This is a genomic window from Pelomonas sp. Root1237 (assembly GCF_001425055.1).
Taxonomy (GTDB): Bacteria; Pseudomonadota; Gammaproteobacteria; order Burkholderiales; family Burkholderiaceae_C; genus Pelomonas.
On sequence record NZ_LMDK01000001.1, the window covers coordinates 623,878 to 642,459 of the forward strand.

General features: G+C 67.1%; 16 protein-coding genes. 6 read left to right on the top strand and 10 right to left on the bottom strand.

Annotation, left to right across the window (positions count from 1 at the left end):
- Positions 1-151 precede the first annotated feature (151 nt).
- The 4 genes from ASC91_RS02865 to ASC91_RS02880 are packed head-to-tail and all read right to left on the bottom strand — an operon-like array spanning position 152 to position 3,147.
- Entirely contained in the window at positions 152-925 is a 774-nt protein-coding gene (locus ASC91_RS02865; RefSeq protein WP_056191875.1) for an SDR family oxidoreductase, read from the bottom strand.
- Positions 922-1,527, bottom strand: coding sequence for an LPS export ABC transporter periplasmic protein LptC (gene lptC, locus ASC91_RS02870; RefSeq protein ID WP_056192618.1), 606 nt, complete (start codon positions 1,525-1,527; stop codon positions 922-924). Before lptC ends, ASC91_RS02865 begins: the two co-directional genes overlap by 4 nt.
- A gap of 50 nt (positions 1,528-1,577) precedes the next feature.
- On the bottom strand, positions 1,578-2,159 hold the full coding sequence (locus ASC91_RS02875) for an HAD family hydrolase (protein WP_056191877.1): 582 nt from the start codon (positions 2,157-2,159) through the stop codon (positions 1,578-1,580).
- Position 2,160: 1 nt separating this feature from the next.
- Positions 2,161-3,147, bottom strand: a complete 987-nt coding sequence (locus ASC91_RS02880; protein WP_056191879.1) for an SIS domain-containing protein — start codon at positions 3,145-3,147, stop codon at positions 2,161-2,163.
- Between the two features lie 137 nt (positions 3,148-3,284).
- Between ASC91_RS02880 and ASC91_RS02885 the strand changes: the two genes are divergently transcribed.
- A complete protein-coding gene (locus ASC91_RS02885) occupies positions 3,285-3,986 on the top strand; it encodes a phosphatase PAP2 family protein (protein ID WP_056191880.1) in 702 nt (233 codons plus the stop codon).
- Here ASC91_RS02885 and ASC91_RS02890 read toward each other — a convergent pair.
- Positions 3,964-4,674 carry a type VI secretion system tube protein Hcp gene (locus ASC91_RS02890; protein WP_056191882.1) on the bottom strand — a complete coding sequence of 237 codons (711 nt, stop codon included), beginning with the start codon at positions 4,672-4,674 and terminating at the stop codon, positions 3,964-3,966. The two genes, ASC91_RS02885 and ASC91_RS02890, sit on opposite strands and share 23 nt — an antisense overlap.
- Positions 4,675-5,089: 415 nt before the next feature.
- On the opposite strand from ASC91_RS02890, the gene ASC91_RS02895 reads away from it, so the two are divergent.
- The 5 genes from ASC91_RS02895 (at position 5,090) to ASC91_RS02915 (ending at position 11,873) form a co-directional block, all read left to right on the top strand.
- Positions 5,090-6,868, top strand: coding sequence for an FAD-dependent oxidoreductase (locus tag ASC91_RS02895; RefSeq protein ID WP_056191884.1), 1,779 nt, complete (start codon positions 5,090-5,092; stop codon positions 6,866-6,868).
- Positions 6,869-6,947: 79 nt separating this feature from the next.
- Positions 6,948-8,783 (top strand): 2-oxoacid:acceptor oxidoreductase subunit alpha, encoded by a 1,836-nt coding sequence (locus ASC91_RS02900; RefSeq protein ID WP_056191885.1) that lies wholly within the window; start codon positions 6,948-6,950, stop codon positions 8,781-8,783.
- A complete protein-coding gene (locus ASC91_RS02905; RefSeq protein WP_056191887.1) occupies positions 8,780-9,832 on the top strand; it encodes a 2-oxoacid:ferredoxin oxidoreductase subunit beta in 1,053 nt (350 codons plus the stop codon). The genes ASC91_RS02900 and ASC91_RS02905 overlap by 4 nt, the downstream gene beginning before the upstream one ends.
- Before the next feature lie 512 nt (positions 9,833-10,344).
- Complete coding sequence (locus ASC91_RS29170; protein ID WP_157281047.1) at positions 10,345-11,352, top strand: reverse transcriptase family protein; 1,008 nt, start codon at positions 10,345-10,347, stop codon at positions 11,350-11,352.
- A 38-nt stretch (positions 11,353-11,390) separates the two neighbouring features.
- Complete coding sequence (locus tag ASC91_RS02915; RefSeq protein ID WP_056191892.1) at positions 11,391-11,873, top strand: hypothetical protein; 483 nt, start codon at positions 11,391-11,393, stop codon at positions 11,871-11,873.
- Between the two features lie 4 nt (positions 11,874-11,877).
- Here ASC91_RS02915 and ASC91_RS02920 read toward each other — a convergent pair whose 3' ends face one another.
- From ASC91_RS02920 to ASC91_RS02940, 5 genes are all read right to left on the bottom strand, one after another.
- A complete protein-coding gene (locus tag ASC91_RS02920; protein ID WP_056191893.1) occupies positions 11,878-13,080 on the bottom strand; it encodes an erythromycin esterase family protein in 1,203 nt (400 codons plus the stop codon).
- A 54-nt stretch (positions 13,081-13,134) separates the two neighbouring features.
- The gene (locus tag ASC91_RS02925) at positions 13,135-14,703 is read right to left on the bottom strand and encodes an FAD-dependent oxidoreductase (RefSeq protein ID WP_056191895.1); all 1,569 of its coding nucleotides are present in this window, start codon (positions 14,701-14,703) and stop codon (positions 13,135-13,137) included.
- A gap of 364 nt (positions 14,704-15,067) precedes the next feature.
- Positions 15,068-16,567, bottom strand: coding sequence for an FAD-dependent monooxygenase (locus ASC91_RS02930; RefSeq protein ID WP_056191897.1), 1,500 nt, complete (start codon positions 16,565-16,567; stop codon positions 15,068-15,070).
- 253 nt (positions 16,568-16,820) lie between these two features.
- Entirely contained in the window at positions 16,821-17,615 is a 795-nt protein-coding gene (locus ASC91_RS02935) for an alpha/beta fold hydrolase (RefSeq protein WP_056191898.1), read from the bottom strand.
- A 204-nt stretch (positions 17,616-17,819) separates the two neighbouring features.
- On the bottom strand, positions 17,820-18,476 hold the full coding sequence (locus ASC91_RS02940) for a TetR/AcrR family transcriptional regulator (RefSeq protein WP_082532361.1): 657 nt from the start codon (positions 18,474-18,476) through the stop codon (positions 17,820-17,822).
- Between the last annotated feature and the right edge of the window lie 106 nt (positions 18,477-18,582).

The window sequence follows — 18,582 nt, forward strand, 5'->3', positions numbered from 1 at the left end:
GCAGCAGCGAGCGGGCGGCGCTGAAACGATGTTCAGCGCGCGGGCTTAGCAGGGGTGAAGCACCTTGGCCATGATGTCCTCCTCGGCTGCAACGGCAGCTCTCGGGTCGAAGGCGCGCAGTGTAGCCACGGCGCGCGGGCCGTGAACAGCCCTATTCGCTCGCCCGCTTCTTCCGCGGCCGGCTGCCCAGTGCCCGGTCGTAGAGCCAGTTGGGCAATATCCGCAGCAGCTTGGCCAGCACACCCATCTGCCACGGAATGACGCGGTAGCTGACCTGGGCGCGGATGGCGCGCACGGCCTGGTCGGCGAAGTCGTCGACCTGCATCAGGAAGGGCATGCTGTAGCGGTTGCCGCGCGTCAGCGGTGTGTCGATATAGCCCGGCAGCAGGGTGACGACGCTCACCCCGAAGGGGCGGCATTCGCCGCGCAGGCTTTCGCAGTAGGCGACGACGGCGGACTTGCTGGCGCTGTAGGCACCATGCCCCGGCAGGCCGCGGATGGCCGCGACGCTGGCGACGCCGACCAGCGTGCCCGAGCGGCGCCCGTTCATCGCCGCGACGAAGGGATGGAAGGTCGCGGCCAGGCCGACGTTGTTGGTCTCGAAGGTGCGGCGCATCACCTCGAGGTCGTCGAAGTGGGCCGTGTCCATGCCGATGCTGATGCCCGCATTGGCGATGACCACATCCGGCAGTCCTTGCGCGGTGATGCACTCGCGGCCGATGCGGGCCATGGCGTCCAGGTCGGCAACGTCCGCGCCGTAGACATTGAAGCGGGCCGCGTCGAGCTTCTGCTCGGCCGCCCAGCGTTCGACCTCGGCGGTGCGGCGCGCGACCAGTGCGAGGCGTGCGCCGTCGCGGTAGTAGCGCAGGGCCAGGGCCTGGCCGATGCCGCTGGACGCGCCGGTGATGAAGACCAGCTCGCTCATTTCGGGGCCTTGGAGACGATTTGCCCCTGCGCCCTGCCCGTGAAGTGGACCTGGCCGGTCAGGTGACGGTACTCGAAGTTCTGCGCGTGCAGCGTCGAGCTGCCCTGGCGGATGGTGACCGGCAGGTGCGAGCGCAGGATCTCGCTGTTGGACAGGGCCTGCAGGAACTCGCCACGCACCTCGAGCTGGGCCGGCGCGTTCTCGCCGGCGCCGGGTGGCAGGCGGCGCAGGTGGACGTTGCCGAGCAGCTGCATGTCGCTGCCGTCGCCATTGCTGAGGGCGCGCTTGGCGTCGGCGATGGCCAGGCTGCCGTCCGGCCCGATGGCACGCACGCGGACCTCGTCGATCTCGACGGTGTCGGTGTCCGGGTAGTGGCGCAGTTCGGCGCCGGCGATCTGCACATGCAGCCGCCCATCGGCGCCGATGCGCTGGATCTCGAAGTTGGCCATGCGGTAGTCGGGCAGATGGCGCGGTGCCGCGACCTCGCCCGGTGCGTCAATCAGCGGCGTGTTCTTCACCAGCCACCAGGTTGCGCTGGCCAGCGCGGCCATCAGCAGCAGCGGCAGGTAGTTGGACAGCAGGCTCTGCAGCCGCCACAGCATGGGCCTGGGCTTCTGGCGGCGCGGCAGCGGTGCCGGCAATGCAACCGGTGTCACGAGGCCTTGCCCCCGTCCAGCGTGTCGTGATGAGTGTTGAGCAGACGCTCGTAATGGCCGGCGGCCATCAGCAGCACATCGCAATACTCGCGCGCCGCGCCGTAGCCACCGGCGGCGCGCGTGACATGGTGGGCGATGGCCAGTACCTCGGCATGAGCGCCGGGTGGCGCGCAAGCGAAGCCGGCCCGCGTCATCAGGGGCAGGTCAGGCCAGTCGTCGCCCATGACGGCGACCTCGTCCCAACTGGCGCCTAACTGGGCCAATAGGGGCTCGGCGGCGGCGAGCTTGTCGCGCGCACCGTAGACAGCGTGCTTCAGATCCAGGTCGGCGACGCGGCGGCGCACGGCCAGGCTGTCTCGGCCGGTGATGATGACCGGCGTGATGCCGACCTGCTGCAGCGACTTCAGCCCATGGCCGTCCAGCGTGTTGAAGGCCTTGAACCCTTCGCCATGCTCGCCGATGTAGATGCGGCCGTCCGTCAGCACGCCGTCGACATCGAAGATGGCCAGCTTGATGGCCAGGCCACGGCCTTGCGCCTTGACCAGGAGTTCGGGAGGGAATTTCAGTGCTGGCTTCACTTCAGATCACCTTGGCACGCATGAGGTCGTTGATGCTGATGGCGCCGAGCAGGCGCTGGTCGGCATCGACAACCAGGACGACGGTGATGCGCGCGGCTTCCATCAGGTCGGCCGCGTCCACGGCCAGGGCTTCGGCGCCGACGGTGCGCGGCTTGGCATGGGCGACCTCGGCGGCGGTCAGCGCGCGCAGGTCGCGGCCCTGCTCAACCAGGCGGCGCAGGTCGCCGTCCGTAAAGATGCCAAGGACGTGATCGTCGCTGTCGACGATCACGGCCATGCCCAGGGCCTTGGCGCTCATCTCGCGCATCAGGTCGGTGAAGCCGGTGTCGGCCGCCACGCGGGGCAGGGCGTCGCCACTGCGCATCAGGTCGCGCACGTGCGTCAGCAGCTTGCGGCCCAGAGTGCCGCCGGGGTGGGAGCGGGCGAAGTCCTCTGCCTTGAAGCCGCGGGTGTCGAGCAGGGCCACGGCGAGGGCGTCGCCCAGGGCCATCTGGGCCGTGGTGCTGGCCGTGGGCGCGAGCTGCAGCGGGCAGGCCTCCTCGGTGACCGCGCTGTCGAGCACGATGTCGGCATGGGCGGCCAGGCTGGACTGCGGCCGCCCCGTCATGGCGACGATGGGAATGCCCAGGCGCTTGAGCACGGGCAGGATGGCGTTGAGCTCGTCACTCTCGCCGGAATTGGAGAGAGCCAGCACGACGTCACTGCTGGTGACCATGCCGAGGTCGCCATGGGCCGCCTCGGCGGGGTGGACGAAGAGGGCGGGCGTGCCGGTGGAGGCCAGCGTCGCGGCGATCTTGCGGCCCACGTGGCCGCTCTTGCCCATGCCCATGACGGCCACGCGGCCGCGGCAGGCCAGCATCAGCTGCACGGCGCCCGCAAAGGCGTCGCCCAGGCGGGGCGCCAGCTCGGCGAGGGCACGGGCCTCGACCTCGAGCGCCTGACGGCCGATGCGCACAGCGCGCTCGGCGGCAAAGACGGGAGAACTCATGAGGCCAGTGTAGACAAGGGCTCACGCGGGGTAACCGGCGTGGCATTCAGCCGCTTCGCGGGGCAGGTCAGAGCGCGCGTGAGACGCCAGCAAGCAGCAAGCCTGGTGGTTTCGGCGTCACCGGACAATGCCGGCCTATGCCGACCAAGCCATTAGATCGATCCGCGCGCGCCGCCTTGCCGGCCGGCGCACTGGCGCTGGCCCTGGCCCTGCTGGCGCTGCTGGCCTGGGACCTCAGCCATCTCGACCTCTGGGCGGTGCGCCTGGGCGGCGACGCCAACGGTTTCGCGTTGCGCGAGGCCTGGGTCACGCGGGTGCTGATCCACGAAGGCGGGCGGCTGGTCTCCTACCTGGCCATGGGCTTCATCGTGCTGCTCAATCTGGTGCCGCGGCTGCTGCCCGCGCTGAGCCGGCCGGAGCGGCGCTGGTGGCTGGTGACGACGCTGGTCTGCCTGGCCGTCATCTCGCTGATGAAGCGCTTCAGCCTGACGAGCTGCCCCTGGGATCTGGCCGAGTTTGGCGGTGTGGCCCATTACATCTCCCACTGGGTGCTGGGTGCGCATGACGGCGGTGGCGGGCACTGCTTCCCTTCCGGCCATGCGAGCGCGGCTTTCGCCTATCTCTGCGGCGGCTGGGCGCTGGCGCGGGCCTACCCGCGGGCTGCGCGCGCTTGGGTGCTGGCCTGTGTGTTGCTGGGCGTCGTCTATGGCGTGGGGCAGATGCTGCGCGGTGCGCATTACCCCAGCCACACGATGTGGACAGGTTGGATCTGCTGGGCGGTGACCGTGGCCGCCGCCCAGGTCCGGCCGTGGCGCTTCAAGCGCGGCGCCGCGGCCTGAGAGCGGCCAAGGCGGCCAGGCCCCCGAGCAGCAACAGGGCGCTCGCCGGTTCCGGCACCGGCGTGACCGCGCCGGCGTCAAACGCGACGCTGCCGCCGGAGCCGAACAGGCCCAGCAGCACCTTCTCGTCGCCGCTGAAGACGGCCGTGGCCGAGTTGGTCTTGAGGTTGAAGCTGCCCTCCACCCAGGCGCCGAAGCCGCCTTTGTTGTCCTGGGGCCGATAGCGCAGCTTCACGGTGTCGCCCGAGGTCATGGACGCGCTGGCGAAGAGTTCGCTGCCGCCGCCGCCGCCGCTGATGTGCAGGCTGCTGCCCAGGGTGTCGCTGAAGATCATCTGGAAGAAGGAGTCGTTGCGGCCGGTGGATACCTTGACCACGTCCAGCGTGACCGTCTTGACGTGCTTGCCCGTCGCGACGGCGAGGAACCACTTGGGAATCGAGACGTCGACATGCTGGGTCCAGGCCAGGTCGGAGAAGCTGGCCTTGCCGATGCCCCCGCTGCTGACCAGGGTCAGGCCCCAGGAAAAGCTTTCGATGTCGATCCAGTCCTTGTGGTCCTTGTCGGTCGATTCACCGGGAATGCCGTCGATGTGCAGGAAATAGTCGTTGGCGGCCTGGGCGAGGCCCGCCGTGGCCAGACCGATGGCGAGCACCGCCACGCGCCAGGCCTGCTTGAAACCAGAAGCCATGTCGAATCTCCTTGCGCCCGGAATGGGCGCAGAGATGCTGGGCAAGAGCGGGGGTGCCCGCCATCCCCACGATGCAAAGGGTTTCCACAGAGTCGAGGAGGGAACGGGCGTCCTAGACTCGCCGCACAGGGACCTGTTCACATGACGGGAATCGGTGCGAGAGGGACTGCGCGGGTGTACGGCTAGGCGTCGCGCTGAAGCCCGGGCTGCATGCCCGGGCGATGCGCGCAACAACGCTGTGCGCCCGCGCAGCCCCTCTCCCGCAGGGTTGCCGCCCAACAGCCCGCGCACGGCGTTGCGAAGCCTCGCTGGGGCCTACCCCAGCTTCGTTTCGCGCCTTGCTCGCGGGCTGTTGGGTGGCAACGCATCCGACTCCCGCCATGTGAGCAGGTCCCAACACCACGGAGGAGACACCGTGCAGCGGACCGATATCTCGGACCCGGCCTATTTCCACAAGGTCGTCGATTGCCAATGGGCCTGCCCGGCGCACACGCCGGTGCCCGAATACATCCGCCTCATCGCGCAGGGGCGGCATGACGAGGCGTATTGGGTCAACTGGGTCAGCAACGTGTTCCCAGGCGTGCTGGGTCGCACCTGCGACCGGCCCTGCGAGCCGGCCTGCCGGCGTGGTCGCGTGGAAGAAAAGCAGGCGGCCAAGCCCGAGCCCGTCGCCATCTGCCGATTGAAGCGCGTGGCGGCGGACAACAAGAGCGACGGGTTCCGCGCCATGATCCCCAAGCCCGCCGCGCGCAAGAACAAGCGCGTGGCCTGCGTCGGTGCCGGGCCGGCGTCGCTGGCGGTGGCGCGTGACCTGGCGTTGGAGGGTTATGCGGTCACCGTCTTCGACGGGGAAGCCAAGCCCGGCGGCTTCATCCGCACGCAGATCCCGCGCTTCAGGCTGCCGGAGCGCGTCATCGACGAGGAGTGCGGCTACATCCTCGGCCTGGGGGTCGAGTGGCGCGCCGGGCAGCGCATCGAGTCGATGAAGGCACTGCTGGCCGAGGGCTGGGACGCCGTGTTCGTCGGCTGCGGCGCACCCCGCGGGCGCGACCTGCCCTTGCCAGGGCGCCAGGAGGCCACCGAGCAGATCCACATCGGCATCGATTGGCTGGCCAGCGTGTCGTTTGGCCATGTCACCAGCGTGGCGCCGCGTGTCATCGTGCTGGGCGGTGGCAACACGGCCATGGACTGCTGCCGCTCGGCGCGGCGCCTGGGCGCCTCGTCGGTCACGGTGACCGTGCGCAGCGGCTATGCGCAGATGAAGGCCTCGCCCTGGGAGAAGGAGGACGCCGAGCATGAAGGCATCCCCATCCTCGATTTCCATGTGCCCCTGGCCTTCGAGCATGTCGGCGGCAAGTTGACCGGCATGCGCTTCAAGAAGGCGCAGACAGGTGAGGAGATCGTCATCCCCTGCGATGAGGTGCTGATCGCCGTCGGCCAGGAGAACAGCTTCCCGTGGATCGAGCGCGACTCGGGCATCGCCTTCGACGAGCACGGGCTGCCGGTGCTGAACGCGCAGACCTTCCAGTCTTCGCTGCCCCATGTCTTCTTCGGCGGCGACGCGGCCTTCGGCCCGAAGAACATCATCACCGCCGTCGCTCACGGCCATGAGGCGGCCGTCAGCATCGACCGTCTGCTGCACGGCGAGCCGGTCACACAGCGCCCGCCGCCGCACGTCAACCTCGTGTCTCAGAAGATGGGCATCCACGAGTGGAGCTACGACAACGCGATCACCAACGACTTGCGCAGCAAGGTGCCCTGGACGGCTGCCAACATCGCGCTGGCCAGCATCAAGGTCGAGGTCGAACTGGGCTTCGACGCCGCCACCGCCTTCAAGGAGGCGCAGCGCTGCCTGAACTGCGATGTGCAGACGGTGTTCGCGCCCAAGCTGTGCATCGAGTGCGATGCCTGCGTGGACATCTGCCCGATGGACTGCATCACCTTTACCGACAACGGCGATGACCTGCGCGAGCGGCTCAAGGCACCGGCGCTGAACCTGATGCAGGACGTCTATGTCGAGGGCGGTCTCAAGACTGGCCGCGTGATGGCCAAGGACGAGGACGTCTGCCTGCACTGCGGCCTGTGCGCCGAACGCTGTCCGACGGGAGCCTGGGACATGCAGAAGTTCCTGCTGGTCACCGCCAAGGCCGGCGCGGCCTGCCGTGACACCGCGACACGCAAGGAGGTGGTATGACGACGACCCCCACGCGCGCTTCGCGCACTGCCCCCCGAGGGGGCTCGGCCTCCCTAGGGGCGGCCCGTCGGGAGGCCGCATGAGCCGCATCGAAGCCGTCAACGACTTCGTCGTCAAGTTCGCCAACGTCAACGGCTCTGGCTCGGCTTCGGCCAACGAGTTGTTTGCGCGCGCCATCCTGCGCATGGGCGTGCCGGTCAGCCCGCGCAACATCTTCCCGAGCAATATCCAGGGCCTGCCGACCTGGTACGAGGTGCGCGTCTGCGAGGCCGGCTGGCTGGGCCGGCGCGGCGGCGTGGACCTGATGGTGGCCATGAACCCGCAGACCTGGGCCCAGGACCTGGCCGAGATCCAGCCTGGCGGCTATCTGTTCTACGACAGCACCAAGCCCATGCCGGCCAGCGCCTTCCGGCCCGACATCCACGTCATCGGCATGCCGGCCACGGCCATCTGCAACGCGACCTACGACGTGCCGCGCGAACGCACGCTGTTCAAGAACATCCTCGTGCTCGGCGCCTTGAGCGAGCTGATGGGCATCGAAGCCGCTGTCATCGAGAAGCTGTTTGCGGAGCAGTACAAGGGCAAGGAGAGGCTGCTGGACTCCAATGTGCGCGCCCTGCACGCGGGCCGCGAGTTCGCGCGCGACCATCTGTCGGTGCAACCTTTCGGGCTCAAGGTCAAGACGGCCGATGCGGTCGGCGACAAGATCTTCATTGAGGGCAATGCGGCGACAGCCCTGGGCTGCGTCTACGGCGGCGCCACCGTTTGCGCCTGGTACCCGATCACGCCGTCGTCCTCGGTCGCCGAAGCCTTCGAGAAATACGCAACCAAGTTCCGCACCGACCCCGAGACCGGCGAAAAGCGTTACGCCATCGTGCAGGCCGAGGACGAGATCGCCTCCATCGGCATCATCACCGGCGCCGGCTGGAACGGTGCGCGCGCCTTCACCTGCACGTCCGGCCCCGGCGTGTCGCTGATGACCGAGTTCCTGGGCCTGGCCTATTTCGCCGAGATTCCCTTCGTCGTCATCGACGTGCAGCGCGGTGGCCCCAGCACCGGCATGCCCACGCGCACCCAGCAGGCCGACCTGCTCTCCAGCGCCTATGCCTCACATGGCGACACCCAGCACGTGCTGCTGCTGCCCGAGGACCCGCGCGAATGCTTCGAATTCGCGGCCGATGCGCTGGACCTGGCCGAGCGCCTGCAGACGCCCGTCTTCTTGATGAGCGACCTGGACATCGGCATGAACCAGCGCTTGTGCGCGCCGCTCGAATGGAACGACGAGCGTCGCTACGACCGCGGCAAGGTCATGACGGCCGAGCAGCTGGACGCCGGCAAGGAGTTTGCGCGCTACAAGGATGTGGACGGCGACGGCATCCCCTGGCGCACCCTGCCCGGCACGCACGCCAGCAAGGGCGCCTACTTCACGCGCGGCACGACGAGGAACGAGCAGGCCCTCTACTCCGAGCGCGGTGACGACTACATCCGCAACGTCGAGCGCCTGCGCGCCAAGTTCGCCACCGCCGCGTTGCTGGCGCCTCAGCCGCTGGTGCGTGCCGCCGCGCAGAAGACCAGCGTCGGCGTTCTCTATTTCGGCTCCACTTCGCCAGCCATGGATGAGGCGCTGGTGACGCTGGCCGAGGCTGGCATCCATATCGACGCGATGAGGTTGCGTGCCTACCCCTTCCCGCCGTCGGTGGCCGAGTTCATCGCCGCGCATGGCGCCGTCTTCGTCGTCGAGCAGAACCGCGATGCGCAGATGCGCCGCATGTTGGTCAACGAGCTGGAGGTGGCGCCGGCTCACCTCACGCCGGTGCTGCACTACGACGGCACGCCGATCACGGCCCGCTTCATCATCGACGCGATCACGCGTCATGTGCATGCGCTGGCCACGGCGCCGAGGAGTGCAGCATGACCTATCTTGCGAAGCCCAAGCTGCACCATCCCAGCCTGACCAAGAACGCGGTCGGCTACACGCGCCGCGACTACGAAGGCAAGGTCTCGACGCTGTGCGCCGGCTGCGGCCACGACTCCATCTCCGGCGCCATCGTGCAGGCCTGCTGGCAGCTCGACATCGAGCCGCACCGCGTCGCCAAGCTCAGCGGCATCGGCTGCTCAAGCAAGACGCCCGACTACTTCCTCGGTGCCAGCCACGGCTTCAACACCGTGCATGGGCGCATGCCCAGCGTGCTGACCGGCGCCTACCTCGCCAACCGCGAGCTGCTGTATCTGGGCGTCTCCGGTGACGGCGACTCGGCCTCCATCGGCCTGGGCCAGTTCGCGCACGCCATGCGGCGCGGCGTGCGCATGGTCTACATCGTCGAGAACAATGGCGTCTATGGCCTCACCAAGGGCCAGTTCAGCGCCACGGCCGATAAAGGCTCGGTCGCCAAGAAGGGCGCAACCAACAACGACACCGCCATCGACCTCGCGGCCCTCGCGCTGCAGCTCGGCGCCACCTTCGTCGCGCGCAGCTTCTCGGGCGACAAGACCCAGCTCGTGCCCCTCATTGAAGGCGCCATGCGCCACGGCGGCGCGGCCTTCATCGACGTCATCAGCCCCTGCGTGGCCTTCAACAACCACGCCGGCTCGACGCGCAGTTATGACCATGTCCGCGACCACAACGAGGCGCTGAACCGCATCGACTTCATCGACCTGGCCGAGGAGCAGGTCGTCGAGCACTCGCCCGATGTCATCGACGTGCCGCAGGCCGATGGCAGCACGCTGCGGCTGCGCAAGATGGCGCCCGACTACGACCCGACCGACCGCCTGAACGCGATGCATGCGATGCAACTCCATGCCGCAGCCGGCGAGATTGCCACTGGCCTGCTCTATGTCGACCCGGCGGCCAGGGATTGGCACGCTGCCCAGCGCACGGCCACGGTGCCTTTGAACACCCTGGGCGAAGCAGCACTTTGCCCGGGCGCCGCCGCCCTCGCCAAGATCAACGCCAGCCTGCGATAGCAGGCGCGGGCCGTCCTCGTGCCCGCGGCGAGTGTGATGACCGGATGATCCCAAGGTGGGTCACTCGGGTCAATCCGGACAGTGTTTCCCTTGATCGAAGTCTTGCCGCCAGCGCCTAGTCTTGACGCGCTTGGGCGTTTTGCAAAATTCATTGACAGGGACTTTCAGTCCGTGGAGACCTTCTGGCCTCTGCCGTAGTCGCTTCCCTCTTCGGGGGCGCGTTCCCCCGGGGCTTGGACGCCCCGGTGTTAACGGGTTGGGTAGCAGGGTGCACTCGCCACGCTTTGCGCATGCACAGCCGTTTGGAGCCTCCAACTGGGAGGCGCTGTGCAGAAAGGATGCCTTTATGGCAAAGCAGCAACGACGTCCAAGCCGTCGGCGAGCGTTGAAAGACACCCTCTGGGCGAAGCTGGAGCTGGCTTTGAGAGCCACCGCCAGTGTGGTCTGGCTCATCAAGACCTTCTGGGGGGTCTGATGGGAATGTCTTCAACACCCCTGTTTTCTCAGCATCAATGAAGCGTCCTTATCTTTCCAATCAAAGTCCGCTGTACTGTCTTGAAAGCCGAAAACGGCTGGCTGGCGAAATACTGGGACTGTCGCTGCCGAAGTTGGAAGGCCTTGCGGCGCGGGCGAACAATTACCGTGAATGCACCCGCGTCACGGGTGGCAAACAGCGAACGGTTCATGTTCCGATGCCGTTGCTTCTCGCGGTCCATCGGCGCCTTGCAGTGCTGCTGAATCGAATAGCCGTGCCGCATTACCTGCAGTCCGGGCAGACACATCGATCGCATCTGACAAACGCGCGTGCGCATGAGACGGCGCGCAACATCGCGAAGCTGGATATTCGCCACTTCTACCCCTCGATCACGAAGGACAGAGTCTGGCACCTCTTCGTCGATGGGATGCTGTGTTCCCGAGATGTGGCATCGCTGCTTGCAAGGCTTTTTACGCATCAAGGCAGCGCTCCCATCGGCAGCCCGGTCAGTCAGGTGCTTGCATTTCACGTGGTTCGGCCAATGCTGGATGAATTGCAGGAACTTGCGTCGCGGCACAGGCTCCGCTTCACGTGCTATGTGGACGATCTGACGTTCTCGGGTGATGGCGCGGATCATGGCTTCCTCGCGCTGGCCGGTGATGTCGCGCGGAGGCATGGTTTCCTTCCTCATGCAGAAGCCTGCTACGGACCGGGCGAGGACAAGCTCGTCACGGGCGTGATGTTGACGCGCGACGGGCTGCGGGTTCCTGCGCCTCAGCTGCGCCGCATCGACGCGGCGCGTCAGGAACTGCTATTGGCCGAGGGAAATGAGTCGCGTCGTGTATTGCTGTCTCGCCTGATCGGGCATCTCGCCGCGGCAGCCAGCGTCGACGATAGCTTTCGGCCGGAGTTGAGCAGCCGCTGTTTTGCGGCACGCAAGCTCGCTGCAGCCCTGCCCGCCCGACCATCGCCGTCAGACAGCAAAGTCGCGAGTGTTGTTCCCCGTTTGCGCCCTATGAGGCTGAGCTACGGCGTCGGGACGTGATGCGGGTGTGTTGCAAGGCCTGAGATGATGCGCAGACTATGCGCGCATATCCCTTCATCCTCCTTGCCACCGCCCTCGTCCTGACCGCTTGTGCCAGCTCCAACCAGGACAAGGTCGCCACCGCCGCGACCACGCCACTCAGCGACCTCAATGTCGTTCGCGCCGACATCCCCGAGGTGCTGAAGACCGCGGCCGCGGCGCCCTACGCGACGCCCGTTGACGCCAGCTGTGGCGGCCTGGCGGCCGGCATCCGTGCGCTAGACGAAGTGCTCGGCCCTGACCTCGATGCCCCTCACACCAGTGGCAATCCCGGCCTGCTGGATCGGGGCGGAGATGCCGCCACGGGTGCGCTGCAGCGCACCGCCGAGGGGGTCATTCCTTTCCGCGGCTGGGTGCGCAAGCTGAGCGGCGCCGAGCGCTATGCACACCAGGTCAGTGCGGCCATCACGGCCGGCGGCGTCAGGCGTGGCTATCTTCGTGGGCTTTCGGCCGCCAAGGCCTGCACGGCGAAGCCGGCTTGAGCGCCTAGCGCTCCATCTTCACCGGCGCCATGTCGCGGATGTAGAAGACGCCGTCCCACTGTGCGCCCAGACCAACGCCCGTGCCCAGCGGCATGCCGTAGCCGAACTCCATGCCGCGGGCCGGCAGGCCGATCTTGAGCTTCTTCGGGGCATTGACGAAGGCGAAGCCGGCCGAGTCGCTGGCCAGTGCCGCCTCAAGGCTGCGCGGGTAGGCCGGCGTCATGGTCTGCACCTCGCCCGACGCGAACTCCATGAAGCGGCCCTGTAGCGCCGTGGTGTTCAGCACGTAGTAGTCGCGGCCCAGCTTCTGGCCCAGGATGTCGCCGGCATAGCGATGGCTGTCGTCGAACTTCACGCCGCGCGCGACGTGGATGGTGTGGGCCCAGATGACGGCCTTGCGGCCAGGGTAGAGGCGCTTCAGCTGCCACAGCACGTTGTTGGCCATCTCGTGATCGCGCAGGTAATCGCCGTGCCAGAAGTTGGCGGCCTGGGCCTGCAGTCCGGCCAGGCTGCGGCACAGCAACTCGTCGCCGCCCGCCTTGCACAGCGTCGCTTTCAGCCGTGCGGCCACGCCATCGAAGATCTTCTCGTCATCGCTTGACGGCGGCGTGCGGTCCATCTGCATCAGCTTGTCGGCGAGACGCTCGAACACCGGCCAGTCCGCGGCGTCGCCCCGCAAGCCCGTGCGCAGCCGCGGTGGCAATTGGCTGCGGCTTAAAGCCCCGCTGAGTTGGCTATCGATGCCCGACAGCAGCATCGGTTTCGGACCGGCCTGTGCCTCATCCAGATAGCGCAGCAGCGTGCGGCCGGCGTCGCTCTTGGAGTACATGTAGAAGACATTGCCCGGCGCCAGCGCATCGAGCTGCTCACCGCGCTGCATGGCCTGCTGCAGCAGCGCCACGTCGAAGACGCCGCTCTCCAGCAGCAGCACGTCGAAGCCTTTCTGCTCATGCAGATAGCGCACCAGCCGCGTCTTGAGCTCGAACTCCTGGCGGCCGCCATGCGTCTGCTCACCCAGGGCCACGACGCGGGCATGGCCGATGGCGTCGCCAAAGGCCTGCAGCTGCGCATCGGTCAGCTCTGCCGGTGAGTTCGCGGCCATGGGTTTCATCCGGGCGCGCACCCAGTCCATCGAGCCGTCTTCGGCCGCCCGGGCACTCGTCACCATCATCGTCAGCGCGGCCAGCGCCAGCCATTTCCTGCTCATCGCCACTCCTTCTGTGGCGGGCAGGATAGCCACTCGCAACTGGTATCTGGCTCCTCAGGACAGGCCCAAGCTGGGCTCCTGGTCGGCCTCGTCCACGGGCCGCGCTGGTATGGTCGCCAGCGCCAGCTCGGCGCTGTTCAGCGCCCCTTCGATGAAGCCCTGGTAGTCCGAATAGGCCTCGCCGACGATGTGCAAGTTGCGCGCGCCGCTGCCGAAATCGAAGGCCTTGAAGGCGTCCATGACCTTCCACGAGCGCACGCCCGGCTGCCAGCCGTGGTTGGCCGCGCCGTAGGGCGCACGGGCCCAGTCGCGAATGCCATACGTGATGATGCTGTTGCGGATGTACTGGCTGGTCTCGGCCAGGCTCAGGTCGCCAAAGACGCGCCGTGCGTTGTCGGTCAACTTCAAGGCCGACTCGGCATTCGCATCCGCCGCCCGCTTCACGTCGCGGGCCACGAAGAGGGTGAAGGCATCGACGATGCGCGCGTTCTGGTCCACCTCGGCGCGGTCGTGGCGGTCGCCGTCGATGACGTAGTGGCGCCAGAACTCGGTGGACGGGCGGTCCATGTAGAGCAGCACCATGCCGTGGCCGTCGGCGTCGGCCTCGGGGGCGCGGCGGAAGTAGTGGATCTCGCGCGTCGGCATGCAGTTGGCGTATTGCTGCGGCGCCTGGCCGTAGCTCCACCACGGCGTGTTGCAGACGAAGAAGACCTTCAGCATCGGGAAGCCATTGACGCAGTCCAGCTGCGAGCCGATGTGCTCGGGCAGGTGGCGCGTCAGCTTGAGCAGCGGCAGGCGCGGCAGCGCGAGGATCAGCCGCTCGGCGCGCAGCGTGAGGGCGCCGTTCTGCGTCGCCACGTCCAGGGCCAGCGTCGGCTTGCCCAGCTCCACGGGGCGCACGCCCATCAGCTTGTGGCCGCCGGCCAGCGTCACGTTGGCATGGCCGCGCAGCCGCGTGAGCAGCCCTTCGGTCAACTTGGCAGAGCCGCCCTCGATGCTGGCGAGCTGCTGGCCCACGGTCTTGAGCGCGCGCAGCCACCAGATGATCCATTCCGCCGCGTTCAGGTTCTCCGGGATCATGTGATAGAAAGTTCCGGTGTCGCGCAGCTTCACCAGCGCCCGGTGGCTCAGGATGCCCTGCGCCGACAACGCGTTCCAGAAGCCCATGTCCCACAGCGGCTGGCCGTGCAGCTGGGCGTGCTTGCGCAGCCGCATGTAGTCGCCTTCCGTCAGCGCATCGATCCAGGCCTGGTCATCGGGCGCACGGCCCATGATGAGCATGACCCCGCGCTTGAGCAGCTGCAGCGAGTTCAGGCCGCGCTCGGCCTCGGGCAGGTCGGTGTCATCGGTGCTGACCTGATCCGATGAAGGGCCGGAGAAATCGAGCAGGCCCACGCCGAGCTCGGCGCACAGGGCAGCGAAACGCGGCTGCAGCGTCGGCTCGAAGCGCATCGGCCCGTACTCGGCGATGAAGCCGTCCATGTCCTCGGTCTCGATGCGTCCGCCCCAGCGGTCGGCTGCGGCTTCGAGCACGAGGATGCGGTGGCCCGCGTCGGCCAGGCGCAGCGCGCAATACAGGCCCGACACGCCGCCGCCGGCGATGACGATGTCATAGGTCGTCATGGGAATGCTCCACTTGTATGTACAACTGGGGCGGGAGCATATCGGAGGCGGCGCCGCGGCTACCATCGCGGCCCTTTTGCTGTGAGCGCGATCCCTGGATCCACGAAGGCGACGCGGAGACCCTCATGCCCAGTGCGATGTGACGGTCATCGCGGCCTTCTACGCCCGTGGCTTCAAGCGCGTCAGGGGCTATGCGATGGCGCCGGTGCCGCTGTGGCGGGCAGTGAGAGCGGCGGAGAGTTCTATTCGGAGCCCCTGATTCAGGGCCTTCTCCGGGCGCCACTGAGTCCCGCACGCTAGCTGACGGCAAGCGAGACAGAAGGCAACGATTGCCCTGTCGCGCCGCACCATCGAGCCGGATGCGCTACGCCGCCGCGGGCGGCCCGAACCAGGTGGTCAGTGCGTCGACGAGCCCGACCCGAGGTGTGTTTCCGACCCAAGCAACATGGCCGTCGGGTCGAATCAACACCGCGTCGGGCGCAGTGACCACCCCGACTGCCGGAAGCTCCCACGTACCTATGTACTTTGCGTCGACCAGCCGAACCCGATCTGCCCAGGCAGCGATGTCAAAGCTCCCGAGCTCACCGACGTTGAGCAGCACCGGTCGGGCACCATGCAGCAGGGAAAAGACGCGCAGCGGGCCGATCGCGGAGACCAAGTCGAGATCGGGCATGCGGCGTCCGAGCAGGGGGTGGCCCTTGCCAAGGTCATAGTGGATGCCCAGGCCGGACATCTCCGCAGCGACTCGCTTGCGCGGCTCCTCCATCTTGAGGAGCTCGCCCACGATGTCGCGCACGGCCAGCGTGCGATCGTCCTCGCGGTGCAGCGCAACTTGCGCCATCGTGGTCTTGAGCACGCGAGCGCCAACCGGGTGGCGCTCGGCGTGATACGTGTCGAGCAGCGTGTCCGGTGACGTGCCCTTGATCACCTGTGCCAGCTTCCACCCGAGGTTCACCGCATCCTGCAGGCCCGTATTGAGCCCCAGCCCGCCGATCGGCGAGTGAATGTGCGCGGCATCGCCGGCGAGCAACACGCGTCCCCTGCGATACGCCGTAGCCTGCCGCGTCATGTCCGTGAACCTGGAGATCCAGGTTGGGCTGTGGACGCCGTAGTCGGTGCCGCACGCGGCGATGAGCAGTTCCTTGAGATCGCGCAGCGTCGGTTCGGTGGCTGCATTCGTGTTCGGTTCGGTCACCATGACGCCGATGGGGCCGACGTCCTTGTATTTGATTTCTCCGCCTTTGATCTCGTATTCCGACCGGCTGAAGGCGTGCGTGCCCGCGAGCGACCGATGCACGCCGTACGGCGGCTTCTCCGTCATCTCCACTTCCGCGAGGACGTTGCTTGTCGTCGCATCCCAGCCCGCGAAGTCGATGCCCGCCATCTTGCGTACGAGGCTGCGCCCACCGTCGCACCCGATGAGATATTGCGCCCTCAGTGACCGACCGTCTGCGAGGGCGACGTCGACAGCCGCGTCGTGCTGCACGAAGCCCGTAAGTTCTCGGCCGTAGAGGATGGGCACCTTGAGCTCGGTGACCCAGTCGGCGAGGATGCGCTCGATGTGCTTCTGCCGCAGCGCAAGCCCATAGTTGTGGCGGGTCGGGAAGTCGCTGATGTCCAAACGGGTGACGGCGAAGCCCGTGACCTGCGCGATTTGCCCCGCCGAGAGGAATCGATCTGCGATGCCGCGCTGGTCGAGCACTTCAATGGTGCGCGAGGAGAGTCCTTGGGCACGCGCGCCGGAGAGTTCTTGGTTGGGCCGGCGTTCGACGACGGCGACGTCCACCCCTGCCAGTGCCAATTCGCCCGCCAACATCAGCCCTGTCGGGCCCGCGCCGGCGATCACCACCGCATGCTCGGTCATCGCTCGTGTGCTCCAAGATAAAGCATAGGCCGGCTCAGTCGAAAGCAATCCTGGCTGCTGCTTCGCACCGGCCGCATCCTGCCGGATCTCTGCGGGGCTGGACCTTTGCATCGAAACCGCTTTTCAGCTCGCCGTCGAGACGAGTTCGACAACTCGTCAGCGACCGCCGCCGGAACATAGCTCAGAATTTCCCAGCGCCTTGACGCTGAAGTGTCTCCATGTCTGCAGGCAACTCCAACGGTCCGGCCCGCCATCACGACGTCAGGAACGAAGCTGAGAGCCTCCCGACTGCATCGGTCGCAAGGATGTTGTAGTGGCTGGCCCCAGGCACGATGGCCAGTTGGGCAGGCGCGCGCTGCGAGCCATCCAGTCCGGCATCGCGCTGCCCACCGCCGAGCAGCTTGTAGAACTCGACGATGTGCTCCGGCCGCATGGCGTCTGCGTCGGCAAAGATGAGCATCGTCGGTGCCTTGATGCCGGCGACCGCGGCCGACCAGTCGTAGTCGTGACTTTCCATCTCGGCGATGCGGCGCATCAGCTGTTCCCAGTCGACCTCCGGGTAGAGCTTGCCCATCGGCGACTGCTTGAGATGGCCGCCGATCATGGGCGCATTGGTGGCCATCTGGTCGAAGGCGGCGAGCACTTCGGGGAACCAGGCCGAGCGCTTCATGGCTTGGGAAACGACGACCAGGCGGTCGACCAGGGAGGGGTGGCGAATCGCGAGCTGCAGTGCCACGCCCCCGCCGAGCGAATAGCCCATCACCGCAGCCTTCTTCAGGCCGAGGTGCTCGATCAGGGCCGCAACATCATCGGCAAGCGTCTCGAAGCGCAGCGGCCGGTCAACGTCGCGGGTGTGTCCGTGGCCTTGCATGTGCACGGCGATGACCTGATGCGAGGCGGCCAGAAGAGGCAGATTGGCGCCGAAGGCCTCGCTGGCGGCAACACCGCCATGCAGCAGCACCAGCGGCTTGCCGTTGCCGTGCACCTCGTAGTACATCTTCTGGCCGTGGATCGAGGCGTAGGCGGTCTTGGGGCTCTGCGATGTCATGGTCGTTGCTCCTGATGCGAGGGTGGTGGGGGCCGCCGGAGTGACGGCGGAAAAAGCCCTTGCCGGCAGTGCGGCGGCGGCCAAGGCGGTGAGAAAGCGGCGTCTTTCGAACATGAAGCTCTCCTTTGGGTCGTCGAAGGCGCGAGCCGACCCCGGCGGCTCACGGAGGCCGCCAGACAGGCAATGCGCGGAAGTGGGGAAGCGCTAGGTCTTGCGCCGGGCGCCAACGCGTGAGCCGCGCTGCGCCGGTGCGGCCTTGGGGGGCGCCTGTGGCTTGTTGAAGGTCAGTTCGAGGTAGCGGCGCAGATGGTCCAGACAATCGGCTGCAACCGCCGGGTCATGCTGCGACTTGGCCAGCACGAAGGCGCCTTGCACGACGGCCTGGGTGAACATCGCCAGGCTGTGTGCGCTCCACTCGGCGTGCGGTGCGTGAGATGCCTTTGCCGCTTCGATGTCCGGCTCCAGAGTCGCGGCGTGCTCCTGGATGTGCTGGCCGCTGGCTTCGCTCAGATGCGGATGCGTCGAGTACGTTTCCTGCGCCAGCATGCCAAGCAGGCAGGTGAACGCGGCCAGGTCGCCTTGCATCGCGCCACGGCGGAAGTCCACATAGGCCAGCAGCCGCGCCAGCGGGTCGGGTTCGTCTCGGAAGGCCGCACGCGAGAACATCAGGTCGGCCTTGGCCGAGAAGCGCTCGGCCGCCGCCATGGCGAGGTCTTCCTTGCTCGCGAAGTGGTGGAAGAAGCTGCCCTTCGTGAGGCCCGTGGCTTCGCAGACGTCTTCCACGCGCATCGCCGCGTAGCCCTTGATGCGGATCAGATTCACCGCCGCATCCAACAAACGCTCTCTCGAAGTCGTTGCCATCGCACGCCCTCCTGCATACCGGTTGGTATGTAATCTACATACCAACCGGTATGTAGTCAAGCGGCGATGAAAACCTGTTGTCGTCTGGCTGATGACTTGTTCTCCA